Raw genomic sequence first — 26,311 nt, forward strand, 5'->3', positions numbered from 1 at the left:
ATGAGACTCCTCGACCGCCCCCTGCGCTCCCTCGAAGAGCTGGGCACCCAACTCTCCTTCTACGGCCGCTCCCTGGCCTGGACCGGCCGTACCCTGCGCCGCTACAAGAAGGAGGTCCTGCGCCTGCTCGCCGAGGTGACCTTCGGCCGTGGCGCACTGGCCGTCGTCGGCGGCACGGTCGGCGTGATCGCCTTCCTGTCGTTCTTCACCGGCACCGAGGTCGGCCTCCAGGGCTACGCGGCCCTCAACCAGCTCGGCACCTCCAACTTCGTGGCGTTCCTGTCGGCGTACTTCAACACCCGGGAGATCGCCCCGCTGGTGGCCGGGCTCGCCCTGTCCGCCACGGTGGGCGCCGGCTTCACCGCGCAGCTCGGCGCGATGCGGATCAGCGAGGAGACCGACGCCCTGGAGGTCATGGGCGTCCCCTCGCTGCCGTTCCTCGTGACCACGCGGATGATCGCCGGGTTCGTCGCGGTGATCCCGCTGTACGTGGTCGGGCTGCTGTCCTCGTACCTGGCCGCCCGCACCATCACCACCGGCTACTACGGGCAGTCGGCCGGCACCTACGACCACTACTTCCAGCAGTACCTGCCGCCGGTCGACGTGCTCTGGTCCTTCGGGAAGGTGATCGTCTTCGCCGTCCTGATCATCCTGGTGCACTGCTACTACGGCTACTACGCGAGCGGCGGACCGGCGGGCGTCGGCGTCGCGGTGGGCCGCGCGGTGCGCACCTCGATCGTCGCCATCAACGTCCTGGACTTCTTCCTGAGCCTCGCCATCTGGGGCGCCAGCACGACCGTACGGATCGCGGGGTGAGCCACATGAACCGGATGAGAGTGATCGGACTGCGGTTGTACGGCATCGCCTTCCTCACCGTGCTCGCCCTGCTGCTGTCCCTCGCCGTGGCCGTCTACCAGCAGGCGTTCACCCCCGTCGTGCGCGTCACGCTGGAGGCCTCCAGCCTGGGCAACCAGCTCGATCCGCGGGCCGACGTCAAGTTGCGCGGGCTGCTGGTCGGCGAGGTGCGCTCGGTACGGGCGGACGGCGAGAAGGCCACGCTCGACCTCGCGCTCAAGCCGGAGCACGTCGCGTCCATCCCGTCGGACGTGCACGCGCGGCTGCTGCCCAAGACGTTGTTCGGCGAGAAATACGTCGACCTCGTGGCACCGCGCGGCTCCTCGGCCGCCCGGCCGATCCGCGCCGGGGACGTCATCACCCAGGACCGCACCAGGGTGGGCATGGAGGTGCAACAGCTGATGAACGACCTGCTGCCCCTGCTGCGAACCGTCGAGCCGGGTGAACTCAACGCGACGCTCTCGGCGTTCGCCACCGCGCTGGAGGGCCGCGGCGACCGGATCGGCGACAACCTGACCCGCGTCGAGGACTATCTGCGTCGCCTCAACCCGCATCTGCCAGCCCTGAAGGAGGACATCACGCGCTTCGCCGACGTCGCCGAGGTGTACGGAGATGCCGCGCCCGACCTGATGAGGATCCTGCGCAACACGGTCACCACCAGCCGCACCCTCGTCGAGAAGGAGGACCGGCTGGCCGCCGCCCTGCGCACGACCGCGTCCGTTGCGGGCACGACGGAGGACTTCCTGGACGAGAACGGCGACCGGCTGATCACGCTGGGCCGGGTCTCCCGCCCCACGCTGGCGCTCTTCGCCCGCTACTCGCCCGAGTACCCGTGCCTGCTGGACGGCCTGGTGCGGCAGGAGGAGGCCTCCGAGGAGGCGTTCCGGGGCGGCAGGATGCGGATCACCCTCGAGGTGGTGCGGGCCCAGCGCGCGTACGAGCCCGGCGAGGAGCCGCGCTACGGCGAGCGGTCGGGACCCAACTGCCGGGGGCTGCCCGGTCCGCCGGTGCCCGGCCCGAAACCCAAGCTCAACGACGGTACGTCGTCCGGCGGTTCGGACGGCGCCCTGCCCGGAGGTACGCACGTGTCCGCCACCGAGGCCGAGCAGCGGGCCGTCGGCTCGCTCGTGGCCCCCGTCCTGGGTGTGCCCGCCGACGAGGTGCCGCCCGTCACGACCCTGCTGTTCGGACCGCTGGCCCGCGGATCGGCGGTGAGCGTCGCATGAGGGCGACCGGAGCACGCGGCACCGCCGCGCCGCTGATCAAGTTCAGCCTGTTCGCGCTGGTCACGATCACGGCGACGGCCCTGCTCGCCGCGACCATCGTCAATGTCTCCCTCGCCGAGAAGCACACCTACCGCGCGGTGTTCAGCGATGTGACGGGCCTGGAGGAGGGAGACGACATCCGGGTGGCCGGGGTGCGGGTCGGTGAGGTCGAGGGCATCCGGATCAAGGACCGGACGCTGGCGGAGGTCAGCTTCACGGTGGCGGCGGAGCGCCCGCTGCTCATCAGCACGCAGGCGGTGGTCCGCTACCGGAACCTGGTCGGGCAGCGGTACATCGCGCTGACCGAGGGCGTCGGCACCGACACCCGGCTGCGGCCGGGCGGCACGATCCCGCTGTCGCGGACGCAGCCGGCGCTGGACCTGAACGCGCTGCTGAACGGCTTCAAGCCGCTGTTCGCCGCGCTCAGCCCGCAGGACGTCAACCAGCTCGCCACCGAGATCATCAAGACCCTCCAGGGCGAGGGCGGCACCGTCAACAGCCTGCTCGCGCACACCGCGTCGCTCACCACGACGCTCGCGGACCGCGACAAGCTGATCGGCTCCGTGATCGACAACCTCAACACCGTGCTGGCCACGCTCGACAAGCGCGGTGCCCGCTTCTCCGGGCTGCTGAAGCAGCTGCGGCGGGTGATCTCCGGGCTGTCCGCCGACCGCAAGCCCATCGGGACGTCGCTGGTGAGCATCGGCAACCTCACCGCGGCCACCTCGGGGCTGCTGGAGGACGCCCGCCCGGCCCTGAAGGACGACATCGCCGGGCTGACCGATCTCACCGGAACGCTGAACAGGAACGAGAAGACCGTGGAGGGCGTGCTGAAGCGGCTGCCGAACAAGCTGAACGAGCTGACGGGGACGGCGTCCTACGGCTCGTGGTTCAACTTCTACCTCTGCGACTTCGACGGCCGGATCGTGCTGCCGAGGACGAAGCAGGTGCTCACTCCCGAGATGCACGTGGCGCGGGCGAGGTGCGGCGGATGAGCCCGCGCGTCATACGGCGGCGGCGCCGTCGCCCCGAGCCGCTGGTGAAGGTGCGGATCCTGCCGCCGAAGCTGCCGCGGCTGCCGCGCGTCCGGCTGCGCCGCCCGCGCCCGAAGCCGTTCCGCGACCGCAACCCGGTGGTGATCGGCGCCGCCGGCCTGACCACCCTGGCCCTGCTGACGGCCGCCGCGTTCAACGCCGACAGCCTGCCGCTGATCGGCGGCGGCGAGACGTACACCGCGGCCTTCTCGGAGGCCGGCGGGCTGAAGCCGGGCGACGAGGTGCGGATCGCCGGGGTCAAGGTCGGCAAGGTCGAGGAGGTCGACCTGGCCGGCGGCCACGTCGAGGTGACCTTCAAGGTCAAGGACGATCCGGAGTTCGGCACCGGGACCGGCGCCTCGATCCGGGTGAAGACGATCCTCGGCGCGAAGTACCTCGCCCTGCACCCGAAGGGGCCCGGCCGGCTGGAGCCGGGCAGCGAGATCCCGCTGCGGCGGACGGTCTCGGCGTACGACGTCGTGCAGGCGTTCAGCGATCTGACGACCACGACCGAGGAGGTCGACACGCAACGGCTCGCGAAGGCGCTGGAAACCATCTCGACCACCTTCCAGGACTCGCCCGAGGAGGTACGCGCCTCCATCAAGGGGCTGTCGAGGATCTCCCGGACGGTGGCCTCGCGCGACAAGGCGCTGCGCGGGCTCCTCGACCACGCGAACGGGGTCACCGGCGTGCTGTCCGACCGCACCGAGGACTTCTCCGCGCTGGTCGGGGACGGCGACAAGCTGTTCAAGGAGATCAGCAAGCGGCGCACTGCGATCCACAAGCTGCTCAAGAGCTCCGCCGCGCTCGGCATCCAGCTCTCCGGCCTGGTCGAGGACAACCGCGCGGAGATCGGGCCCGCGCTGAAGGGACTGAACACCTTCGTCAGGATGCTCGAACGCAACCAGGCGAGTCTCGACCGCAGCGTCGCACTGCTCGCCCCGTACGTGCGGGTCTTCACCAACACCCTGGGCAACGGCCGCTGGTTCGACGCCTACGTCCAGAACCTGGTGGCCGCTCCGGTGGCCCCGCGGACGGGAGGCACGCCATGAACAAGCGCCTGAAGGCTCTCGCCCTGCTCACCGCGCTCGCGGTCGCCGGCGCGCTCACCGTCGCCCTGTGGCCTCGATCCGGGTCCGTCCGCGTCACGGCGTACTTCCCGCGCACCGTCGGCATCTACCCCGGCTCGGACGTCCGGGTGCTCGGCGTCCGGATCGGCGAGGTCAGGAAGATCACGCCGGAGGGCGGCCGGGTGCGGGTCGAGCTGGAGTACGACGAGGGCCGCGAGGTCCCCGCCGAAGCGCAGGCCGCGATCATCAACTCCTCGGTGGTCAGTGACCGTTACGTGCACCTGCTGCCGGTGTACCGCAAGGGCCCGGTGCTGCGGGACGGCGACGTCATCCCCGAGTCGCGGACCGCCGTACCGGTGGAACTGGACCGGGTCTTCGACAGCCTGCACACCACGTCCGAGGCGCTCGGCCCGAAGGGCGCGAACCAGGACGGCTCCCTGGCGCGCCTGCTGGGCGTGAGCGCGGACAACCTCGAAGGGCAGGGCAAGAACCTGAACCGGACGGTGGAGGACCTCTCCAAGGCGGTCACCACCCTGTCCGACGGCCGCGGCGACCTGTTCGGCACCGTGCGCAACCTCCAGGTCTTCACCGCCGCACTGGCGGCCGACGACAAGAGCGTGCGGTCGTTCAACGGCAGCCTCGCCAAGGTGGCCGGTCAGCTGGCCGGGGAGCGCAAGGACCTGGCGGCGGCGCTGAAGTACCTGGCGGCGGCGCTCGGTGACGTGGCCGACTTCGTGAAGAAGAACAAGAAGGCGCTGGCCTCGGACGTCAAGGGCCTCAGCAAGGTCACCAAGGTGCTGGTCACCCAACGGGCCGCGCTGGAGGAGCTGCTGGAGACGGCCCCCACCGGACTGTCCAACCTGCACAACGCCTACAACCCGTCCGCCGGCACCCTCGACACCCGCAACAACGCGCAAGCGTCGCAGGATCCGGCCGACCTGCTGTGCTCCCTGCTGAGGACGACCGGCGACGAGGGCGGCGAGAACCCCGACTGCGAGGAGCTGGACAAGCTCTTCGACTCCCTGCCCGAGGTGCCGAAGGCGCCGGCGGTGCCGAGCACGGGCTCGGTCGACCGGACACTCGGCGGACTCCTGGAGGCGGACGCATGAGCGGCGGGCGCACGAGAGCCGGGGCGGTCGCGTGGGCGACGGTCGGGACGCTGCTGCTGTCCGGCTGTGAGTTCAACGGCTGGTACGACGTCCCGCTCCCCGGGGGCGCCGCCGCGGACGGCCGTGCCTACCACGTCACGGTCGAGTTCAGGGACGTGCTCGACCTGGTGCCGCAGTCGGCGGTCAAGGTCGACAACGTCACCGTCGGCGCCGTCGAGAAGGTGGAACTCGACGGGTGGCACGCGCGCGCACGACTGCGGGTCGCCGACTCGGTGAAGCTGCCGGGCAACGCGGTCGCCGAGCTGCGGCAGACCAGCATGCTCGGCGAGAAGTACGTGGCCCTGTCCGCCCCGGCCGGCACCGCACCCGCCGGACGGCTGCGCGACGGCGATCTGATCCCGCTGTCCCGCAGCGGCCGCAACCCGGAGGTCGAGGAGGTGCTGTCCGCTCTGTCCGCGCTCCTGAACGGCGGCGGGGTCGCCCAGCTCAAGACGATCACCGTGGAGCTGAACAAGGCCCTCGAGGGCCGCGAGAACCGGGTGAAGTCCCTGCTCAAGGAGCTGAACACGTTCCTCGGCGGCCTGGACGGCCAGCGCGAGGAGATCGTCCGCGCGCTCAAGGGCATCGACCGGTTGGCCAAGCGTCTCGGGAAGGAGAAGAAGACGATCGCCACGGCCGTCGACACGATGCCGCCCGCGCTGAAGGTCCTCGCCGACCAGCGGCGCGACCTGACGAAGATGCTCACCGCCCTGTCGAAGCTGGGCAAGACCGGCACCAGGGTCGTCAACGCCTCGCGGGACGACACGGTCGCCAACCTCAAGGCCCTGCGGCCGATCCTGGAGCAGCTCAACAAGGCGGGCGACGACCTGCCGAACTCCCTCGAACTGCTCACCACCTACCCCTTCCCGCGCAACGCCGTGGACGCGATCAAGGGCGACTACGTCAACCTCCACGTGACCGCCGACCTGGACCTGGCGGGCGTCTACGGCAACCTCACCGACAAGCCCGGCGGCAAGGACGGCGACTCGGGCAGACCCGAGGCCCCGGACCTGCCCGACCTCCCGGATGTGCCCGACGTTCCCGATGTGCCCGGTCTGCCCTCCCCGACGGCCCTGCCGGACGCACCGGACGCGCCGGACACGCCCGTCGAACCCCCGGCGCCCCGGGACTCCGACCCGCTGTGCCCACCGGTGTGCACAGCGGCCCACGGACCCATGCCCGACTCGCGCCGCCTCCCGCCGGGGATCGACCTCGCGCTCGCGGAGCTCATGCTGAAGGGGATGCAGCCGTGATCACACGTACGGTCAAGGCCCAGCTGCTCGCCTTCGCCGCCGTCACCGCCGTGGGGGTGTCGTACGTCGGCGCCGAGTACACGGGCCTGGTGGACGGCCTCCTCGACCGCGGCTACACCGTGCGGGCCGACTTCGCCGACTCCGGCGGCATCTTCAGCGGCGCGGAGGTCACCTACCGCGGGGTGCCGGTGGGCCGGGTCGGCGCTCTGCGGCTGACCGGCTCCGAGGGTGTCTCGGTGGCCCTGGAGATCGAGGACGGCGCGCCGCGCATCCCGGCGGACACGCTGGCGGTGGTGGCGAACCGCTCGGCGGTGGGCGAGCAGTACGTCGACCTGCAGCCGCGCCGCTCGGGCGGCCCGTACCTGCTGGACGGCAGCGCGATCCCGCGCGAGGACACCCGGGTGCCGCTGCCCGTCACGGACATGGTCGTCAGCCTCGACCGGCTCGTCACCTCGGTCGGCAAGAAGGACCTGCGCATCACCGTCGACGAACTGGGCGAGGCCTTCTCCGGCACCGGGCCTCATCTGAGCCGGCTGGTGGACTCGGGCAACGCGCTCGTCGAGTCGGCCTCCGACTCGCTCCCGGAGACGGTCTCGCTGATCGAGGACTCGCGGAAGGTGCTCAAGACGCAGGCCGACCAGGGCTCGTCCATCAAGTCGTTCTCCCGCGATCTGGCGGCGCTCACCGCGGAGTTGAAGTCGAGCGACGGGGACCTGCGCCGGCTGATCGGCAATTCGGTGCCGGCCGGTCAGGAGGTCAACTCGCTGCTGCGGTCCACCCGGCCGCATCTGCCGGTCCTGCTGGCCAACCTCATCAGCGGCGGCCAGGTCACCGTGGCCCGGCTGCCCGGCGTGGAGCAGGCCCTGGTCACCTTCCCGGTGGTGGTCGCGGGCAGCCACACCGTCATCCCCGGTGACGGCACCACCCACTTCGGCCTCGTCCTCAACGCCGACGACCCGCCGCCGTGCACCCAGGGGTACGACACGCGGCGGCGCGACCCCGCCGACACCGGCACGCGCGCGGCGAACACCGACGCGCGCTGCACGGCGCCGCGCGGCGGCGGCACCTCGGTGCGCGGTGCGCAGAACGCCCCCGGCGCGTCCGGCCGTTCCGGCGGTGCCGGCCCGGCCGCGTTCGTCGCCCCGTACGACCCGGAGACCGGTACGGCAACCGGCCCGGACGGAACGCCCGTCGAGATCGGCTCGACGGGCGGCGAACAGAGCGTGTTCGGAAAGGACTCGTGGCAATGGCTGCTCGTCGGACCGATGGCATGAGCGGGGGCCTCCTCCCGCTGATAGGCGGCTCCCTCACCTCGGCGCTGCGACCGCTGCGGCGGCTGGCCGCCGGACGGGCGGACAGCGGCCGCCGCACCGGGCGGTCCGCCGGGCGCCGCAGGGCCCGGTCGGCGGGACTCGTCGCCGCGACGGCCCTGACGACGGTGCTCGCGGTCTGGCTCGGCTTCCAGACGATCGAGCAGCGCGCGGCGGAGCAGCGGCGCCAGGAGATCCTGGCGGCGGCCCGGCAGTCGGCGCTGAACTTCACCTCGCTCGACTACCGGCACTACGACCGGGACAGCGAGAACGTGCTGAAGGGCGCGACCGGCGACTTCAAGAAGCAGTTCGCCGCGCAGACCGCGCAGTTGACCAAGCTCGTCGCCGGGAACAAGTCGGTGTCCGAGGGGCAGGTCCTCGAAGCGGGCATCGTGCGGTCCGACGCGCGTTCGGCGCGGGTGCTGGTCGTCGCCGACAGCAAGGTGACCAACACCGCCGTGCCGGACGGGGAGGCGCGCACCTACCGGCTGCAACTCGACCTCGTGCACCAGGGCGGCCGCTGGCTGACCTCCGACGTCGAGTTCGTCGGCTGACCACCCGTACCACCCCCCGTACCGCCTGTGAGGAGAAAGACCGTGGCGAACCCGACCTCCCGCGTCCGCGGCGCCGGTTCCCCCGCCCGCCGCACCATGACCGCGGCGGCCCGCGCGGCGGCCAAGCGCGCCCGGCACCCGGAACATCCCGAGCACGGCGGGAGTGCCGTCTCGTCCCCGGCGGACGAGGCACCGCCGCTTCGGACGGAGGAGCCCGACTCCGGGCGCACGGTGCTCGTCGACGCGCCGGACGGCGCCTGGGACGACCCGCCGGAGCCGTCGCCCGAGGCCGCCGAGGAGGAGCCGCGGGAGAGCACGCGCGTGCGGCGGTTCCCGCGCGGGAGGCTGCTCACCGCCGTGTCGGCCGTCCTGCTCGTGGCGGGTCTGGTCGGCGCCGCCGTGCTCGGCTGGCAGTACCGGGAGGGGCAGCGCGCGGACCGGGCCCGGGGGGAGGCGCTCACCGCCGCTCGGAAGGCGGCGCCGGTCGTGCTGTCGTACGACTACCGGCGCCTGGACCGCGACTTCGCCCGGGCGCGCACGCATCTGACCGGCGACTTCCGCGACGAGTACGGCAGGACCACGAAGACGGTGGTCGGGCCGACGGCCCGTAAGTACCACGGGGTGGTGAAGGCGGCGGTCGTGGAGCCGGCGGGCGGTGGCGCCCCGGCGGCCTCCGTCGTGTCGGCCTCCCCGGACCGGGCGGTCGTGCTGCTCTTCGTCAACCAGGTCACCAGGAGTACCCAGGTCACGGGGTCCCGGGTGGACCTGAACCGGGTGCGGATGACGCTCACCCGTGCCTCCGGGGGCTGGAAGGTGAGCGGCGTCGACGCGCTCTGAACCTCCTCCGCCCCAGCGCCCCCGCGCCTCCGCGCGGGGGCGCTTTTTCGCGGTCGCTCTTGACAGTCCTTCCCGGCCACAGGCAATCTTCCAGTAAGCAGAAAGCAACTTCCGTATTACGGAAAATCCAGGAAGGGAGCGCCGAGCCCGATGGGATTCGCAGACCAGCGCTTCAACGTCAACCTGTCGATCCTCTTCACGGAGCTCCCGCTCCTGGAGCGCCCCGCGGCCGCCGCCTCGGCGGGCTTCACCGCGGTCGAGCTGTGGTGGCCCTGGGTCGACTCTCCCGCCCCTGAGCGGTCCGAGCTCGACGCCCTGAAGCGCGCGATCGAGGACGCCGGCGTCCGGCTCACCGGCCTGAACTTCTACGCCGGGCAGCTCCCGGGCCCGGACCGCGGCGCCCTGTCGATTCCCGGCGAGGAGTCGGAGCGGTTCCGCGCCAACATCGACGTGGCCGCCGACTTCGCCGCCTCGCTGGGCTGCACGGCGCTCAACGCGCTGTACGGCAACCGCGTCGAGGGCGTGGACCCGGCCGAGCAGGACGCGCTCGCCCTGGAGAACCTGACCCTCGCGGCCCGGGCCGCCGACCGGATCGGCGCGATCCTGCTGATCGAGGCGCTGAACCGGCCCGAGTCCCCGCTGTACCCGCTGGTGTCGGCCCCGGCGGCCGTGGCCGTCGTCGACCGGGTGAACGAGGCGACGGGGCTGGGCAACGCCCGCTTCCTCATGGACCTCTACCACCTGTCCATGAACGGCGAGGACCTCCCGTCGGTGATCGAACGGTTCGCCTCGAAGACGGGCCACGTGCAGATCGCCGACAACCCGGGCCGCGGCGCCCCCGGGACGGGCTCGCTGCCCCTCGAAGACCTCCTCGACCAGCTGAACAAGGCGGGTTACGACGGCTGGGTCGGCCTCGAGTACAAGCCGGGCGACCGCCCGAGCACCGAGGCCTTCGACTGGCTGCCCCGCTGACCCCCGCACCGAAAGGCACCCCATCATGAGCAACGCACTTCCCAAGGTCGCGTGGATCGGCCTCGGCATCATGGGCTCCCCCATGTCCGAGAACCTGATCAAGGCGGGTTACCCGGTCACCGGTTACACGCTGGAGCAGGACAAGCTGGACCGCCTGGCCGCCGCCGGTGGCACCGCGGCCGGTTCGATCGCCGAGGCCGTGAAGGACGCCGACGTCGTCATCACGATGGTCCCGGCCTCCCCGCAGGTCGAGGCCATCGCCTACGGCCCGGACGGCATCCTGGAGAACGCCAAGTCCGGCGCGCTGCTGATCGACATGTCCTCCATCACCCCGCAGACCTCCGTCGACCTGGCGAAGGCGGCGAAGGACAAGTGCATCCGCGTCCTGGACGCCCCGGTGTCCGGCGGCGAGGCCGGTGCCATCGAGGCCGTACTGTCGATCATGGTCGGCGGCGAGCAGGCCGACTTCGACACCGCGAAGCCGATCCTCGACGCGCTCGGCAAGACCATCGTGCTGTGCGGCCCGCACGGCTCGGGCCAGACCGTGAAGGCCGCCAACCAGCTGATCGTCGCCGTGAACATCCAGGCGTGCGCCGAGGCCGTGGTCTTCCTGGAGAAGTCCGGCGTCGACCTGAAGGCCGCCCTGGACGTCCTCAACGGCGGGCTCGCCGGCTCGACCGTGCTGACCCGCAAGAAGGACAACTTCCTCGGCCGGGACTTCAAGCCGGGCTTCCGGATCGACCTGCACCACAAGGACATGGGCATCGTCACGGACGCCGCCCGCAGTGTCGGCGCGGCCCTGCCCGTCGGTGCCGTGGTCGCCCAGCTGGTCGCGAGCCTGTGTGCGCAGGGTGACGGCGGCCTGGACCACTCGGCGCTGCTGCGGGCCGTGGAGCGGCTCTCCGGCGCGCGGCTCTGACGCCGTCCCGACCCTCGTAACCCCGGGGGTCCACAGACCCCGGGCGGCGCCGCCGCTGACACCTGTCCTGTCGCGCCCAAAGCGGCGGCGCCGCCCGGAACCAGTCATGCCCACCGCTTCAACAAACTGTTGACGCTTCGATCACCCCGACCCTAGGCTCCACAAAGCGGAAAGATATTTCCGCTGCCCTCTCGTACGGAAGGTCACGATGTCGCAGCGCGTGCTCACCACCGAGTCCGGCGCCCCCGTCGCCGACAACCAGAACTCCGCCACCGCCGGCGTCGGCGGCCCGCTCCTGCTCCAGGACCAGCATCTGCTGGAGAAGCTGGCGCGCTTCAACCGCGAGCGCATCCCGGAGCGGGTGGTGCACGCCCGCGGCTCGGGCGCGTACGGCCACTTCGAAGTGACCGACGACGTCACGGACTTCACCCACGCCGACTTCCTCAGCGCGGTCGGCAAGCGCACCGAGGTGTTCCTGCGCTTCTCGACCGTCGCCGACTCGCTCGGCGGCGCGGACGCGGTGCGCGACCCGCGCGGTTTCGCGGTGAAGTTCTACACCGAGGAGGGCAATTACGACCTCGTCGGGAACAACACCCCGGTGTTCTTCATCAAGGACCCGATCAAGTTCCCGGACTTCATCCACTCGCAGAAGCGCGACCCGTTCACCGGCCGTCAGGAGCCGGACAACGTCTGGGACTTCTGGGCGCACTCCCCCGAGGCCACGCACCAGGTGACCTGGCTGATGGGCGACCGCGGCATCCCGGCCTCCTACCGGCACATGAACGGCTACGGCTCGCACACCTACCAGTGGACGAACAGCCGGGGCGAGGCCTTCTTCGTCAAGTACCACTTCAAGACAAACCAGGGCGTCCGCTCCCTGAGCAGCGAGCAGGCCGCCGAGATCGCCGGCAAGGACCCCAACTCGCACCAGACGGACCTGCTCCAGGCCATCGAGCGGGGCGTGCACCCGTCCTGGACCCTCTACGTCCAGCTGATGCCGGCGGCCGAGGCGGCGGAGTACCGCTTCAACCCGTTCGACCTGACCAAGGTGTGGCCGCACCAGGACTACCCGCTCAAGCGCGTGGGCCGGCTGGTGCTGGACCGCAACCCGGACAACGTCTTCGCCGAGGTCGAGCAGGCCGCGTTCTCCCCGAACAACTTCGTGCCGGGCATCGGCCCCTCCCCGGACAAGATGCTCCAGGGCCGCCTGTTCGCCTACGCGGACGCCCACCGCTACCGCCTGGGCGTCAACCACACGCTGCTGGCCGTCAACGCGCCGAGGGCCACGACCGCGCGGAACTACGGCCGGGACGGTCTCATGGCGTCCAACGCCCAGGGCCGGCACGCGAAGAACTACGAGCCGAACTCCTACGACGGCCCGGCCGAGACCGGCCGCCCGCTGTCGGCGCCGCTGGCGGTGAACGGCCACACGGGCACCCACGAGGCGCCCCCGCACGCCAAGGACGACGACTTCTTCCAGGCCGGTGAGCTGTTCCGGCTGATGTCCGCCGAGGAGAAGTCCCGCCTGGTCGCGAACATCGCCGGGGGCCTGTCCCAGGTCTCCCGCGACGACGTGATCGAGAAGAACCTCGCGCACTTCCACGCCGCCGACCCCGAGTACGGGCGGCGCGTGGAGGAGGCGGTCCGCGCCCTGCGCGAGGACTGAACTCCCTGATCGTGTCCGACCGCCCGGGGCGACCCGGATGAGGGGTGGTCCCCCGGGCACGGACACGGTCAGGGCGCGGACCGCGGCGGCTGCGAGCCAGTGCGGTGGTGAAGGGCCCGGGCCGGTTTCTCGACCTGAGGGAAGCCCGCCCGGGGCCCGTCGCACCCGCCGCGGTCCCAGTACCACCTGCCCCGCAAGGACCCCGTCCGGCGGCGCGAACGTCCTGTCGCGCCCAGCCTCGCGCCGTCGGACGGCCAGCCCTTCTCAGGGTGCGGAACCGTCCCGTTCGCAGCAGCCTGAAGGCATGGCACCTCCCACCGAACATCCGCATGTCGTGGTCCACGCCCCCGCCCTGGACGGCTCCCGCCGGGTCACCCTGGGCGAGGAGCCGCTGGGCGTCGCCACCCACACCGACGACGTCGCCGAGATCCTGCGCCTGGCCGACCTGTACGTCACCGACGTCGCGGAGAGCGACCTGGTCGAGTGGCAGGGCGGCGGCCCGGACGACTGGCCGGGGCTGTCGGAGCACCACGAGGCGTGAGCGCGCCTACGGCACCGGTCGCACACCCCGTACGGAACCCTCAAATCGACCTCTGAACCCGGCCCCGGGGGCTTCAACCGCCCCCGGGGCCGGGCACATTCTCGGCACACGGGGCCCGTCGGCACGGGGGCGGCGGGCCCCGTCACGGGGGTGAAGCCATGGGCGACGGTACGGCGGTCCGGCTGGAGCCGCACGAGATCGCACTGCTGGGGGAAGGCCCGCGGGCCGCCGTCACCGTCGCCGTGGTGGATCTGCATCTGCGGGGCCTGGTGGAGGCGGACCGGCCCGGGACGATCCGGGCCGGTGTTCTGGACGCCGCACGGGCGGAGCAGCCGCCCTCCGGCCTCGCGTCCGCGGTGCTCGCCGCCCTGCGCGCGCCCGCCGCTCCCAGGGCCTTGGTGAAGGATCCGGACATCCGGCTCGCGGTGGCCGTCATGCGCATTCCGCTCGCGGAGGCGGGACTGCTGCGTTGCCCCCTGCTCGGCGCCACCCGCGCCGCCCGCCGCCACGTCCGCGACCTGCGGCACGTCCACCCTCTGCCGACGAGCAGGCACGGCCTGACCGACCAGGAACGGCTGCTGCTGGTCGCCCTGCACAGCGAGGCGGCCCTGCGGCTGCTGGTGCCGCGCTTCGCCCTGCGGGCGGGTCTGGTCCGCCGGGCCGAGGTGGGCGGCGCGGGCCTCCTCAAGCACTCGCCGCGCGGGACGGGCAGCGGCGGTGGCGGCGTCTTCTCCTGTGGTGGAGGCGGTGGAAGCGGTGGAGGCGGCGGGGAGTGAGGTGTTCAGGGCTCCATGGGGGCGCCGGAAACGCGACAGGGGCGGCCCGTCCTCCCGGACGGGCCGCCCCTGCTGCTGCGCGGGTGTCAGACCTTCAGCGTCTTGATCGAGGTCGGCGCGTGGCCGGGCTCGGTGGCGAGTTCCTCGAACTCCACGACGTTGCCGATGTCGTTGGTCGTCGACATGGAGATGTTGGTGACGCGCTCCAGGATCGCCTCGACGACGACCGGGACCCGGTACTCCGCGGCCAGCTTCTTGGCCTGCTCGAAGGCGTCACCCAGCTCGGCGGGGTCGGTGACGCGGATCGCCTTGCAGCCGAGCCCTTCGGCGACCTTGACGTGGTCGACGCCGTAGACACCGAGCTCCGGGGAGTTGAGGTTCTCGAACTCCAGGTTGACCTGGAAGTCGATCTCGAACGCCCGCTGCGCCTGGCGGATCAGGCCCAGGTAGGAGTTGTTCACCAGGACGTGGACGTACGGGATCCTGTGCTGCGCGCCGACGGCGAGTTCCTCCAGCATGAACTGGAAGTCGTAGTCGCCCGAGAGCGCGACGACGGACGCCTCCGGGTCGGCCTTGGCGACGCCGAGCGCGGCCGGGATGGTCCAGCCGAGCGGGCCGGCCTGGCCGCAGTTGATCCAGTGACGGGGCCGGTAGACGTGCAGCATCTGCGCGCCGGCGATCTGCGAGAGGCCGATGGTGGAGACGTACCGGGTCTCCGGGCCGAAGGCCTTGTTCATCTCCTCGTAGACGCGCTGCGGCTTGATCGGGATGTCGTCGAAGTGGGTACGGCGCTGGAGGGTCGCCTTGCGCTCCTGCGCCGCCTGGGCCCACTCGGAGCGGTCGGGCAGCCCGCCGGTCGCCTTCAGCTCACGGGCGACCTCGACGAGCAGCTCCAGGGCGGCCTTGGCGTCGGAGGCGATGCCGTAGTCCGGGGCGAAGATCTTGCCGATCTGGGTGGGCTCGACGTCGACGTGGACGAACGTCCGGCCGGCCGTGTAGACGTCGAGCTTGCCGGTGTGGCGGTTGGCCCAGCGGTTGCCGATGCCGAGGACGAAGTCGGACTCCAGGAACGTGGCGTTGCCGTAGCGGTGCGAGGTCTGGAGGCCGACCATGCCGGCGTTCAGCTCGTGGTCGTCGGGCAGCAGGCCCCAGCCCATCAGGGTCGGCACGACGGGGGTGCCGGTCAGTTCGGCGAACTCGACGAGGAGTTCGGCGGCGTCGGCGTTGATGACACCGCCGCCCGCGACGATCAGCGGCCGGTCGGCCGCGTTCAGCATCCCGATCGCCTTCTCGATCTGGGCGCGGGACGCGGCGGGCTTGTAGACCGGGAGCGGCTCGTACGTCTCCGGGTCGAACTCGATCTCCGTCAGCTGCACGTCGATCGGCAGGTCGATGAGGACCGGGCCGGGGCGGCCGGAGCGCATCAGGTGGAAGGCCTGCTGGAAGACGCCCGGGACCTGCGCGGCCTCCAGCACCGTGACGGCCATCTTCGTGACCGGCTTGGCTATGGAGGCGATGTCGACGGCCTGGAAGTCCTCCTTGTGGATCACGGCGGTCGGGGCCTGGCCGGTGATGCACAGGATCGGGATGGAGTCGCCGATCGCGGAGTACAGGCCCGTGATCATGTCGGTGCCGGCCGGACCCGAGGTGCCGATGCAGACACCGATGTTGCCCGGGTGGGTCCGGGTGTAGCCCTCGGCCATGTGCGAGGCGCCCTCGACGTGCCGGGCGAGGGTGTGGGCGATGCCGCCGGAAGCTTTGAGCGCCGCGTAGAACGGGTTGATCGCCGCGCCGGGGACACCGAACGCGTCGGCGACGCCCTCACGCTTGAGGATCTCAACTGCCGCGCGGGCAGCGGTCATTCGAGCCATCGAGTACTCCTGCTTCGGCTGTCGGATTCGCACTCCCGTCGCGCCCTGCGGTGAGTCTCTTCCGTATTGCGGAAATTATTTTCTACGATCTGGAATTAATGTAGGTGGGGTGGGCGAAGGGCGTCAAGAGACGGCAAGCGCCGGACAGGGCGGGGCCCGAGGGAGCACGATGGGCTCGCTGTCCCGATGCGACACGGTTCTGGAGTGGCCATGGCCGAGACCGTTCCGGTGCGCTGCCCGGCCTGCCGCCGCGAGCACCGCTACACGGCTCCGGCGTATCCCTGCGTGTGCGGCGCGCCGGTCGCCCCGCGCCTGGACCGCGACGGCCCGGCGACGCCCGTCTCGCACCGGGTCTGGCAGGACGACTGGGTGACGGTGCGGTGCGGGTCCTGCGGGCGACGCGGCGAGTGGCCACGCCCGGAGGTGGGGTGCACGTGCGGGGTGGTGCTGCGGGTGGCGGTGGTGGAGCGACAGGGCGCGACCGGGCGGACCGCCAGGGGTGACGGGGAGGCCGGGGGCGGCGTGGATGCCGAGACCGACCTGGGCGGCGGGACCGAACTGGACGGCGGGGCCGGACGGGGCTCGGCGCCCGGCGGGACGGCGGCCGGCCAAGGCCCGGAGGTCGGCTGGGAGTGTGCGGCCCACTCGGACCGCACAGCCGACCGGCACTCGGCGCCCGGCGAGAGGGCAGACGGCCAAGCCCCGGAAACCGACCAGAACGGCGCGGCCGAATCGGACCGCACAGCCGACCAGGGGTCGACAACCGGCGAGACGGCAACCGGCCAAGCCCCGGAAACCTGCCAGAACGGCGCGGCCGAATCGCGCCGCGCAGCCGACCAGGGGTCGACAACCGGCGAGAGGGCAGACGGCCAAGCCCCGGAGGCACACTCGCAGAGTGCGGCCGACCAGGACGGCGCGACCGGGACGCACGACAGGGTCCCCGGTCGGCGTGATGCTGTTGCCGCGGCCGGCGCCGCCCGGCCCCCCTTCCTCTCCGTCACGATCCGCACTGCGCGCGATGCCGTCACGGCCACCGCCCTGTATCTGCGCTGGCTCGGCTACCCGGGCGTACGCAGAGCGGACCAGCGTCCGCCCTCCGGCATAGGTCTCGCCGCCCGCGGCGTCGTCGCGCAGGTGGACCCGGCCGTACGCCCGGCGACGCTGCGGGACGTGGAGTGCCTGTGGCTGACGGCCATGACGGAGTCCGCGGACTGCCTCTACTTCTCCCTGGCCGGGTACGCGGACGACGCCCGGACCCGGGCCGACGCGCTGGGCGTCCCGCTGTTCGTCCTGGACCTCACCGGCACCCCCAGGCCGGTGAACGCCCCGGCCGAGACCCTGGCCGCCGGCGGCCTGGGACACCGGGCGCCCTGACCCCGGACGTCACCGCACCCCATACTCACCGCATGCGCATCCGACCCGCCGCACCCGCCGAACTCCCCGCCCTCCAGGACATCGAACGTGCCGCCGGCGCCCCCTTCCGCGACCTCGGCATGCCGGAGATCGCGGACGACGAACCGCCCGCGCTCGACGTACTCGAACGCTACCGCCGGGCGGGCCGCTGCTGGGTCGCGACGGACGAGGGGGACCGGCCGGACGCCTATCTCCTCGCCGAACCCGTGGACGGCGCCCTGCACATCGAGCAGGTCTCGGTCCACCCGCGCGCCGCACGCCGGGGTGTGGGCCGGGCTCTCCTGGCCCACGCCGCCGACCGCGCCCGCGAGGAGGGCCTGACGGCCCTGACCCTGACCACCTTCACGGACGTCCCCTGGAACGCCCCCTACTACGCCCGGCTCGGCTTCCGCCCGCTCCCCGAGGCGGACCTCACGCCCGGCCTCCGCGCCATCCGCGCGACGGAGGCCGCCCACGGCCTCGACCGCCGGCCTCGGGTGTGCATGCGCGCACCGCTGTGACTCGCCGAACCACACCCCTAACCGCCGGCGAACCTCTCCCGCAGCTCCACCTTGCGCACCTTCCCGGACACCGTCATCGGGAAGGAGTCGAGGATCCGCACCCGGCTCGGGACCTTGTAGTGCGCCAACCGCCCCTCACAGAAGGCCCGGAGCTCCTCCAGGGTCGGCGGGTCGGCGGGGTCGCGGGCGATGACGCAGGCCAGGACCTCCTCGCCGTAGCGCTCGTGCGGGACGCCGACGACCTGGACGTCCTGGATCTTCGGGTGGCCGTAGAGGAACTCCTCGATCTCGCGGGGGTAGATGTTCTCCCCGCCCCGGATGATCATGTCCTTGATGCGGCCGACGATCTCGACGTAGCCGTCCTCCCGCATCACGGCGAGGTCGCCCGTGTGCATCCAGCGGCCGGCGTCGATGGACTCGGCGGTCTTCTCCGGCTCGTTCCAGTAGCCGAGCATCACGCTGTAGCCGCGGGTGCACAACTCCCCTGCCGTGCCACGCGGTTGGGTGACACCCGTCGCCGGGTCGACGACCTTGACCTCGATGTGCGGCAGGACCCGGCCGACCGTGCCGGTGCGGTGCTCCAGGTCGTCGTCCCTCCGGGTCTGCAGGGACACCGGGGACGTCTCGGTCATGCCGTAGCAGATGGAGACCTCCGCCATGTGCATCTCGGCGACCACCCGCTTCATCACCTCCACCGGGCAGGGCGAGCCGGCCATGATGCCGGTGCGCAGGGAGGAGAGGTCGTAGGAGGCGAAGTCGGGGAGGTTCAGCTCCGCGATGAACATGGTCGGGACGCCGTAGAGCGAGGTGCAGCGCTCCTGCTGGACCGCGTCCAGGGTGGCCTTCGGGTCGAAGGACGGGGCGGGGATGACCATGCAGGCGCCGTGCGAGGTGGCGGCCAGATTCCCCATGACCATGCCGAAACAGTGATAGAAGGGGACGGGAATGCAGATTCTGTCCCGCTCGGTGTAGGCGATCGACTCACCCACGAAGTAGCCGTTGTTGAGGATGTTGTGGTGGGAGAGGGTCGCGCCCTTCGGGAAGCCCGTCGTGCCCGACGTGTACTGGATGTTGATCGGGTCGTCGCAGGAGAGTTCGTCGTACGTCGCGCCGGGGGCCGCCCGTCCCAGCAGTGACTCCCAGCTCGGGTCGCCGAAGTAGACCACTTCCCGCAACTCGCCGCAGCCGCCCCGCACTTGCTCGACCATCGCCCGGTAGTCGCTCGTCTTGTGGCTGAGGGAGGCGAACAGCAGGGACACGCCGGCCTGCTTCAGGACGTACTCCACCTCGTGGGTGCGGTACGCCGGGTTGATGTTCACCATGATCGCGCCGATGCGGGCGGTGGCGTACTGGACGAGCACCCACTCGGGGCAGTTGACCGCCCAGACGCCCACCCGGTCGCCCCTGGTGACGCCGGAGGCGTGCAGGGCGGCGGCGAGCTCGTCGACCGCCGCGCCGAACCGGGCGTACGTCCAGCGCCGGCCGGACGGGACGTCGACCAGTGCCTCGCGGTCCGGCCACGTGGCCACCGCCCGGTCCAGGTTGGCCCCGATGGTGTCGCCGAGCAGCGCCGTCCGGCCGGTGCCGTGGCTGTAGGAACTCACCGGAAGTCCTCCTCGCGGTACTCGGCGTCCGACCCGGCCGCCGTGGCCTCGCGCAGCTCGATGCGGCGGATCTTGCCGGAGACGGTCTTGGGCAGGTCGCCGAACTCCAGGCGGCGGATGCGCTTGTAGGGGGCCAGGGCCTCGCGGGAGTGCTCGAACAGGACCTTGGCGGTGTCGGGGCCGGGCTCCCAGCCCTCGGCCAGGACGACGTACGCCTTGGGGACGGCGAGCCGCAGCTCGTCCGGGGCGGGGACGACCGCCGCCTCGGCGACCGCCTCGTGCTCCAGCAGCGCGCTCTCCAGCTCGAACGGGCTGATCTTGTAGTCGGAGGCCTTGAAGACGTCGTCGCTCCGCCCGATGTACGTCAGATACTCCTCGTCGTCCCTGGAGGCGACGTCTCCCGTGCGGTAGTAGCCGCCCGCCATCGCCTCCGCCGTGCGGTCCGCGTCGCCGTGGTAGCCGGTCATCAGGCCGACGGGGCGGTGCGACAGGTCGAGCGCGATCTCGCCCTCCGTCGCGCCCGGTGCGCCGGAGACGGGGTCGAGGAGTTCGACGCGGTAGCCGGGGCTCGGCCGGCCCATCGAGCCGGTCTTGAGCGGCTGGCCGGGGCTGTTGGCGACCTGGACGGCCGTCTCGGTCTGGCCGAAGCCGTCCCGGATGGTGATGTTCCAGGCCCGGCGGACCTGCTCGATGACCTCCGGGTTGAGGGGCTCGCCGGCCGCGACGACCTCCCGGGGCGGCGTGCGCAGCTGCGTCAGGTCGGCCTGGATGAGCATGCGCCACACGGTCGGCGGGGCGCAGAAGGTGGTGACGCCCGCCCGGTCCATCTCGGTCATGAGCCGGGCGGCGTCGAAACGCGTGTAGTTGTGCAGGAAGACGGTCGCCTCGGCGTTCCACGGGGCGAAGAGATTGGACCAGGCGTGCTTGGCCCAGCCGGGAGAGGAGATGTTCAGGTGCACGTCGCCGGGTTGCAGGCCGATCCAGTACATGGTCGACAGATGGCCGATCGGGTACGACGTGTGGGTGTGCTCGACGAGCTTGGGCCGGGCGGTGGTGCCCGAGGTGAAGTAGAGCATCAGCGGGTCGTCGGCCCGGGTCGGGCTGTCGGGGGTGAAGTCGGCGGAGGCGCCGTAGGCGTCGTCCAGGGGCAGCCAGCCGTCGGGCACGGCACCGGCGGCGTCCGCGGCGATGCGCGTGTAGTCGCCGGGGACCTCGGCGAACTTGCCGGTGTCCGCCACGCGTGCGATGACGTGCCGGACCCGGCCGCGCTCGACGCGATCGCGCAGGTCGGCGGGGCCGAGCAGCGGGGTGGCCGGGATGACCACGGCGCGCAGTTTCATCGCGGCGAGGGCGGTGATCCACAGTTCGGCCTGGTTGCCGAGCATGACGAGGATCCGGTCCTCGGCGCGCACGCCCCGGGCGCGCAGCCAGGTGGCGAACTGGGCCGACCGTACCGACATCTCCGCGAAGGACAGCCGGGTCTCGCGGCCGTCCTCCTCGACGAGGTGCAGGGCGGTGCGGGCGTTGCCGTCGGCGATCTCGTCGAACCAGTCGAGCGCCCAGTTGAAGTACTCGGGACGGGGCCAGCGGAAGCCCTCGTAGGCCGTCGGGTAGTCCTCGCGGTGTTCCAGCAGGAAATCCCGCGCGTCGCGGAACAGCTCCGTCGCCGATGTCATCTGTCCTCCTGGGTGCCGGACCATTGCCGGGCGGCTCTGAGCCATCGTGTAATCCGTGATGCAGGTCTCACTACCCCCGAACGGGGGGTGCGCCCGCAGGGGAGCCGTAGTGAAGGGGCGATCAGGTGACGACAGACGCGTCCGACGCGGTCGAGATACGGAACGCGCTGCTGCGGATGCGGCGGGGCACCGGCCTTCCGATCGCCTTCGGCGGCCTGATGGAGGCCGGGCAGCAGATGCGCATCAGCGAACTGAGCGGCACGGCGACGCACGCCCTGCGTTCGCTGGTGGTGACGTCCGGCACCGGTCTCGGCGGCAAGACGGTGGCGCTGTCCCGGCCGTGCGTGGTGACGGACTACTCGGCGTCGCGGCAGATCAGCCACGAGTACGACGCCCCGGTGGCCGCGGAGGGGCTGCGCTCGGTGCTGGCCGTGCCGGTGGTGGTGCGGCACCGGGTGCGCGGGGTGCTGTACGGGGCGCTGCGCACGGCCCTGCCGCTGGGCGGGCGGATGCTGGACGTGGCCGTGGAGGCGGCGCGGGACGTGGAGCGGGCGCTGGTCGTCCGGGACGAGGCCCGCACGCTCGCCGTCGGGGCCGGTGCCGGGGCGGGCCAGGGGTGGGAGCAGGTGCGGGAGGCGCACGCGGCCCTGCGGGCGCTGGCCCCGCGGATCGCGGACCCGGAGCTGCGCGCGGAGCTGCTCGGGGCCTGTGCGCTGCTGACGGCCGGGTCCGCCGGGTCGCCCCGGGTGCGGCTCGCGCCGCGCGAGGTGGACGTGCTGGCGTGTGTGGCGGCGGGCGCGACGAACGCGGTCACGGCGGAGCGGCTGGGCGTGACGCCGGAGACCGTCAAGGGGTACCTGAGGTCGGCCATGCGGAAGCTGCGGGCCCGTACCCGTGGCGAGGCCGTGGTCGCCGCGCGCCGGGCGGGGTGGTTGCCGTAGTTTTGTGGTGCTTTCTGTGTTGCCCACTCGTTCGATCCGCCGAGTTCCCGACGGGGTGCCGGCCTCGCGTTCCGCCGCATTCGGGAGACCGATGAATTCGCCCGCCGGCACCCGTTGTTATTTCCCTCACGACGCCGTCCCTCCGAAATTCAAACTTCCGTTGCCTAATATTGGCCAGGACACGACACACGGAGGGGATCGGTGACCGTGCGACGGGACTACCAGGAGCCTCCCAGGAGCCGCCCCGACCTGGTCATCGGCCGGGATGACCTGTTCACGTCGGCGCGTGACCAGCTCGGCCGAGGGGGCAGTGTGCTGCTCCACGGCCCCGCGGGAATTGGAAAGTCGACGATCCTGCGGGCGCTGGCCGCGGATTACGGCGGTGCGGACCGGACGGTGTTGCGCTGCTCGGCGACCGAGTCCGAATCCCATCTGCCCTTCCTGGCGCTGGCCGACCTGTTCGGGCTGGTCCTCGACGACGTGTCCGGTGCGCTGCCCGGCGCCCAGCGCACCGCCCTGGAGTCGGCGCTCACCGGCCGCGGCGAGTCCACGCTCCAGCGGGACGGGCTCGCGCTGCGCCTGGCGGTGCTGTCGGCGCTGCGCGTCCTCGCCGCGAAGCGCCCGGTGCTCGTGGTCGCCGACGATCTCCAGTGGCTGGATGCCGCCAGTGCGGAACTGCTCGGCTTCGCGGCCCGCCGGCTGGGCGACACGCCCGTGCAGATGCTGTGCGCGGTGCGCACCGAGGGCCAGGAGTACGACCGCCACCTCCCCGCGTCTCCGCCCGACACGCTCGCCGTCCGGCTGGGCCCGCTGACCCGCACGCAGGTCTCGGCGCTGCTCGACCACCGCGGCTACACGACGCTGTCCCGCTCCACGGTCCGCGACATCCACCGCACCAGCGGCGGCAACCCGCTCTTCGCGCTGGAGCTGGGCCGGGCCCTGGCCGAGAGCCCGACCCGGCCCCGGCCGGGTGAGCCGCTGCCCGTGCCCACCTCGCTGCGGGCCCTGGTGCTGAGCCGGCTGGAGATGCTGTCGGACGAGGCGCGCCGCACCCTCCTCGTCGCCAGCGCCGGTGCCCGTCCCACGCTGGCGCTGCTGCACGCGGCCGGGCGGCAGCACGCCGAGGCCGAGACGGCCCAGGCGGCGGCGCTGGGCCTGCTGGCCACGGACCCCGAGGCGCCGGCCCTGCGGTTCGCGCATCCGCTGATCTCGGCCGCGCTCTATGCGGAGGCCCCGGCGCAGGAACGGCGGGCCGTGCACGCGGCGCTGTCCACGGCGGCCTCCGACCCGATCGAGCGGGCCCGGCACCTGGCCCTGGCGACCACCGGCACCGACCCGGACGTGGCGGCCCGGCTCGCCGAGGCCGGGGCGCTGGCCCGGGACCGCGGGGCCCCCTCGGTGGCCGCCTCGCTCGGGCTGCTCGCCGCCCGGCACACCCCGGCGGACAGCACCCCCGGTTCCGACGAGCGGCGCCTTCAGGCCGCGGAGGACGCGATCACCGCCGGCGAGGCCGATCTCGCCCGGGACATCGCACGCGACGTACTGACGCGTGCCACCGTGCCCGCCGAGCGGGTCCGGGCCTGGATGGTGGTCATCGAGGCGGCCGGGCAGGCGCTCGGCGAGGTCGACGCCGTCTTCCCGCAGGTGCTGGCCGACGCGGGCGACGACCCGCGCCTGCTCGCCCAGGTCCACTACCAGCTGGCCTGGCGCGGCCTGGTCGTCGAGGGCGACTTCGCCGAGGCCCGCCAGGAGGCCGCGCACGCGGCGGAGCTGGCCGCCCGGGGCGAGGACCGGCGCACCGAACTGATGGCGCTGTCCTTCCAGGCCTCCACCGAGACGCTGATGGGCCACCCGGACGCCCCGGTGACCGTCAAGCGGGCGCTGAAGGAACCCCAGGACCCCTACGTGGCCTGCCACCACAACGGCGCCGGGTCGGCCCGGTTCCGCTGGCTGATCATGAGCGACCAGCTGCCCGAGGCACGGGCGACCATCACCGCGCTGCTGCGCGAGGTGCGCCGGCGCGGCATGGTCGAGAGCGAGGTGCACTTCCTGCGCTTCCTCGCCGACACGGAACTGCGCTCCGGGCACTGCGGCCGGGCCCTGGACCTGGCCCGCGAGAGTCTGCGGCTGGCCCGGGACGCCGGGATCGGCGAGGGCGCCTCGGCCATGCTCGCCTCCCTCGCGGAGGCCTCGGCCGGGGACGTCGACCGGGCCCTGGCCCTCGCCCGGGAGGCGGCGGACCACGCCGAGGTCGACGGCGACCAGATGTACCTGTCCCGGGCCCTGGCGGCGCTGGGCTACGCCCAGTTGGTGGCCGGCGACCCGGCCGCCACCGTCCGTTCGCTGCGCCGGGTGCGGGAGCTGGAGCAGGGCCTCGGCATCAACGACCCCGGGCGCGGCCGCTGGCACGGCGACCTCGCCGAGGCCCTGGTCCGCATCGGCGAACCGGGCGAGGCCCAGGACGTCATCGACACGACCCGGGCGCACGCGCTGCGGCTGGGCCGGCAGAGCGTGCTGGCCGTCCTCGACCGGGCCGAGGCGCTGGTCCGGGCGGCACGCGGCGAACACGAGGCCGCCGTCGTCCGGTTGACGTCCGTGCAGGACCGGCTCGGGCGGCTCGGGTACGGCCTGGAGGAGGCCCGGGCCGCCTTCGCGCTGGCCCGCCTGCGCGCCCAGGCCGCCGCCGCGCCCCGCACCGGTGCCAGGCCCCTGCCGGGTGCGGCGTCGTACGACGAGGCCGCCCGGTTGTTCCGGCGCTGCCGGGCGCTGCCCTGGCTGCGGCAGGTCGACGCGGCCGCCACGGCCGGGCCCGCGGCGGTGGAACCGGCCGCCGCGGCGCCCGCCGTCGCCCTCGACGCGCTGGAGGGTCTGGCCGCGATGGAGCGTCAGGTCGCCTCGCTGGTGATGGAGGGCGCGACCAACCGGGAGATCGCGGCGCGCCTGTTCATCAGTGTCAAGACCGTCGAGGCGACCCTCACCCGGGTCTACCGCAAGCTGGGGATCCGTTCCCGGGTGGACATCGTCCGGCTGGCCGCGGGCCGCCGCACGACCTGACCCACCTGGGTTTACGGGGCCGGACCGAGGGTTTTCCCTGCCCAACTCCCTTAGGGGGTTCCCTCATTGGGGGCGGTCCCTGCCGGGCTCTAGCTTTGGGGCGTGCCGCTCGCCGGGCACACGGAGATCCGAACAACGGCGTCAGGGTCCCCGTGCACCACCACCCGCGCGACCCCCCACCGGCAACTCCCCAAGGAGACCCATGTTCGGGCTCAACGCTGCCAAGAAGGCCGCCGTCGTCGCCGCGGCGACCGCCGCCGCCACGACCGCGCTGCTCGCCGCCCCCACGGCCGTCGCCGCGCCCCAGCCGATCGTCGGCGGCACCACGACCACGACGTCCGCGTACCCGTTCGTCATGCAGATCACGGACGCCTCGCAGAACCAGTTTTGCGGCGGCACCCTGGTCTCGCCCACCAAGGTCGTCACCGCCGCGCACTGCATGGTCGGCGAGACCACCGGCAGTGTGCGCGTCGTCGGTGGCCGCACCTACCTCAACGGCACCAACGGCACGGTCAGCAGAGTCAGCAGGATATGGATCCACCCGAGCTACACCGACGTCTCCAACGGCGACGACGTGGCCGTGCTGACGCTGTCGACGTCGATGCCGTACACCCCGGCGAAGTACGTCTCCTCCTCCCAGACCTCGGTGTACGCGGCCGGCACCACCGCCCGCATCCTCGGCTGGGGCGACACCTCCGAGAACGGCAGCGCCTCCAACCAGCTGCGCACCGCGACCGTACCGACCATGTCCGACTCCGGTTGCGCGAGCTCCTACGGCTCCGACTTCGTCAAGAGCGACATGGTGTGCGCCGGAAAGACCTCCGGCGGCGTGGACACCTGCCAGGGCGACAGCGGCGGCCCCCTGCTCATCGGGGGCGTCCTGGCAGGCATCACTTCCTGGGGCGAAGGCTGCGCCCAGGCCGGCCACCCGGGTGTCTACACCCGGCTGACCACCTTCTCCAACCTGGTCACGACGCAGCTCAACTCGTGACCGCGCACTAGCTCCTGAGTACCCCTCAGGTGAAATACCAGGGGGCGTTGCGGGCCTCCAC

General features: G+C 72.2%; 21 protein-coding genes and 1 pseudogene. 19 read left to right on the plus strand and 3 right to left on the minus strand.

Annotated features, from left to right (window positions below):
* From G3I77_RS18255 to G3I77_RS18320, 14 genes are all read left to right on the plus strand, one after another.
* Nucleotides 1–816, plus strand: a complete 816-nt coding sequence (locus tag G3I77_RS18255) for an ABC transporter permease (RefSeq protein WP_031107739.1) — start codon at nucleotides 1–3, stop codon at nucleotides 814–816.
* 14 nt (nucleotides 817–830) lie between these two features.
* The gene (locus tag G3I77_RS18260) at nucleotides 831–2,081 is read left to right on the plus strand and encodes an MCE family protein (protein ID WP_248505589.1); all 1,251 of its coding nucleotides are present in this window, start codon (nucleotides 831–833) and stop codon (nucleotides 2,079–2,081) included.
* Complete coding sequence (locus G3I77_RS18265; RefSeq protein WP_248505067.1) at nucleotides 2,078–3,115, plus strand: MCE family protein; 1,038 nt, start codon at nucleotides 2,078–2,080, stop codon at nucleotides 3,113–3,115. The genes G3I77_RS18260 and G3I77_RS18265 overlap by 4 nt, the downstream gene beginning before the upstream one ends.
* Nucleotides 3,112–4,206 (plus strand): MCE family protein, encoded by a 1,095-nt coding sequence (locus G3I77_RS18270; RefSeq protein WP_248505069.1) that lies wholly within the window; start codon nucleotides 3,112–3,114, stop codon nucleotides 4,204–4,206. Before G3I77_RS18265 ends, G3I77_RS18270 begins: the two co-directional genes overlap by 4 nt.
* Nucleotides 4,203–5,333, plus strand: a complete 1,131-nt coding sequence (locus G3I77_RS18275) for an MCE family protein (RefSeq protein ID WP_248505072.1) — start codon at nucleotides 4,203–4,205, stop codon at nucleotides 5,331–5,333. Before G3I77_RS18270 ends, G3I77_RS18275 begins: the two co-directional genes overlap by 4 nt.
* On the plus strand, nucleotides 5,330–6,625 hold the full coding sequence (locus G3I77_RS18280; protein ID WP_248505074.1) for an MCE family protein: 1,296 nt from the start codon (nucleotides 5,330–5,332) through the stop codon (nucleotides 6,623–6,625). The genes G3I77_RS18275 and G3I77_RS18280 overlap by 4 nt, the downstream gene beginning before the upstream one ends.
* Nucleotides 6,622–7,899, plus strand: a complete 1,278-nt coding sequence (locus tag G3I77_RS18285) for an MlaD family protein (RefSeq protein WP_248505076.1) — start codon at nucleotides 6,622–6,624, stop codon at nucleotides 7,897–7,899. The genes G3I77_RS18280 and G3I77_RS18285 overlap by 4 nt, the downstream gene beginning before the upstream one ends.
* Before the next feature lie 155 nt (nucleotides 7,900–8,054).
* A complete protein-coding gene (locus G3I77_RS18290; protein ID WP_248505591.1) occupies nucleotides 8,055–8,489 on the plus strand; it encodes a hypothetical protein in 435 nt (144 codons plus the stop codon).
* Between the two features lie 42 nt (nucleotides 8,490–8,531).
* On the plus strand, nucleotides 8,532–9,326 hold the full coding sequence (locus G3I77_RS18295) for a hypothetical protein (protein WP_248505078.1): 795 nt from the start codon (nucleotides 8,532–8,534) through the stop codon (nucleotides 9,324–9,326).
* A 150-nt stretch (nucleotides 9,327–9,476) separates the two neighbouring features.
* A complete protein-coding gene (locus G3I77_RS18300; protein WP_248505080.1) occupies nucleotides 9,477–10,298 on the plus strand; it encodes a TIM barrel protein in 822 nt (273 codons plus the stop codon).
* A 25-nt stretch (nucleotides 10,299–10,323) separates the two neighbouring features.
* The gene (locus tag G3I77_RS18305) at nucleotides 10,324–11,217 is read left to right on the plus strand and encodes a 2-hydroxy-3-oxopropionate reductase (RefSeq protein ID WP_248505082.1); all 894 of its coding nucleotides are present in this window, start codon (nucleotides 10,324–10,326) and stop codon (nucleotides 11,215–11,217) included.
* Nucleotides 11,218–11,425: 208 nt separating this feature from the next.
* Complete coding sequence (locus G3I77_RS18310; RefSeq protein ID WP_248505084.1) at nucleotides 11,426–12,883, plus strand: catalase; 1,458 nt, start codon at nucleotides 11,426–11,428, stop codon at nucleotides 12,881–12,883.
* A 304-nt stretch (nucleotides 12,884–13,187) separates the two neighbouring features.
* Nucleotides 13,188–13,424 (plus strand): hypothetical protein, encoded by a 237-nt coding sequence (locus G3I77_RS18315; protein WP_031134159.1) that lies wholly within the window; start codon nucleotides 13,188–13,190, stop codon nucleotides 13,422–13,424.
* A 158-nt stretch (nucleotides 13,425–13,582) separates the two neighbouring features.
* Nucleotides 13,583–14,200, plus strand: coding sequence for a TIGR04222 domain-containing membrane protein (locus tag G3I77_RS18320; RefSeq protein ID WP_248505086.1), 618 nt, complete (start codon nucleotides 13,583–13,585; stop codon nucleotides 14,198–14,200).
* Between the two features lie 86 nt (nucleotides 14,201–14,286).
* Here G3I77_RS18320 and gcl read toward each other — a convergent pair whose 3' ends face one another.
* A complete protein-coding gene (gcl, locus tag G3I77_RS18325) occupies nucleotides 14,287–16,071 on the minus strand; it encodes a glyoxylate carboligase (RefSeq protein ID WP_248505088.1) in 1,785 nt (594 codons plus the stop codon).
* A 921-nt stretch (nucleotides 16,072–16,992) separates the two neighbouring features.
* Here gcl and G3I77_RS18335 point away from each other — a divergent pair.
* Together G3I77_RS18335 and G3I77_RS18340 are read left to right on the plus strand one after the other, a co-directional pair.
* Nucleotides 16,993–17,445: pseudogene (locus tag G3I77_RS18335) on the plus strand (hypothetical protein); the annotation flags it as partial.
* A 32-nt stretch (nucleotides 17,446–17,477) separates the two neighbouring features.
* Nucleotides 17,478–17,984 (plus strand): GNAT family N-acetyltransferase, encoded by a 507-nt coding sequence (locus tag G3I77_RS18340; RefSeq protein WP_248505090.1) that lies wholly within the window; start codon nucleotides 17,478–17,480, stop codon nucleotides 17,982–17,984.
* Between the two features lie 17 nt (nucleotides 17,985–18,001).
* Here the strand turns inward: G3I77_RS18340 and G3I77_RS18345 are convergent, their stop codons facing one another.
* Nucleotides 18,002–19,588, minus strand: coding sequence for an AMP-binding protein (locus G3I77_RS18345; protein WP_248505092.1), 1,587 nt, complete (start codon nucleotides 19,586–19,588; stop codon nucleotides 18,002–18,004).
* On the minus strand, nucleotides 19,585–21,264 hold the full coding sequence (locus tag G3I77_RS18350) for an AMP-binding protein (RefSeq protein WP_248505094.1): 1,680 nt from the start codon (nucleotides 21,262–21,264) through the stop codon (nucleotides 19,585–19,587). Before G3I77_RS18350 ends, G3I77_RS18345 begins: the two co-directional genes overlap by 4 nt.
* 125 nt (nucleotides 21,265–21,389) lie before the next feature.
* On the opposite strand from G3I77_RS18350, the gene G3I77_RS18355 reads away from it, so the two are divergent.
* From G3I77_RS18355 to G3I77_RS18365, 3 genes are all read left to right on the plus strand, one after another.
* Complete coding sequence (locus tag G3I77_RS18355) at nucleotides 21,390–22,205, plus strand: helix-turn-helix transcriptional regulator (RefSeq protein WP_248505096.1); 816 nt, start codon at nucleotides 21,390–21,392, stop codon at nucleotides 22,203–22,205.
* A 201-nt stretch (nucleotides 22,206–22,406) separates the two neighbouring features.
* The gene (locus G3I77_RS18360) at nucleotides 22,407–25,259 is read left to right on the plus strand and encodes a LuxR family transcriptional regulator (protein WP_248505098.1); all 2,853 of its coding nucleotides are present in this window, start codon (nucleotides 22,407–22,409) and stop codon (nucleotides 25,257–25,259) included.
* A gap of 202 nt (nucleotides 25,260–25,461) precedes the next feature.
* Complete coding sequence (locus G3I77_RS18365) at nucleotides 25,462–26,250, plus strand: trypsin-like serine protease (RefSeq protein ID WP_248505100.1); 789 nt, start codon at nucleotides 25,462–25,464, stop codon at nucleotides 26,248–26,250.
* The last annotated feature ends 61 nt before the right edge of the window (nucleotides 26,251–26,311 follow it).

The sequence above is a fragment of the Streptomyces sp. D2-8 genome (assembly GCF_023184515.1).
GTDB lineage: Bacteria > Actinomycetota > Actinomycetes > Streptomycetales > Streptomycetaceae > Streptomyces.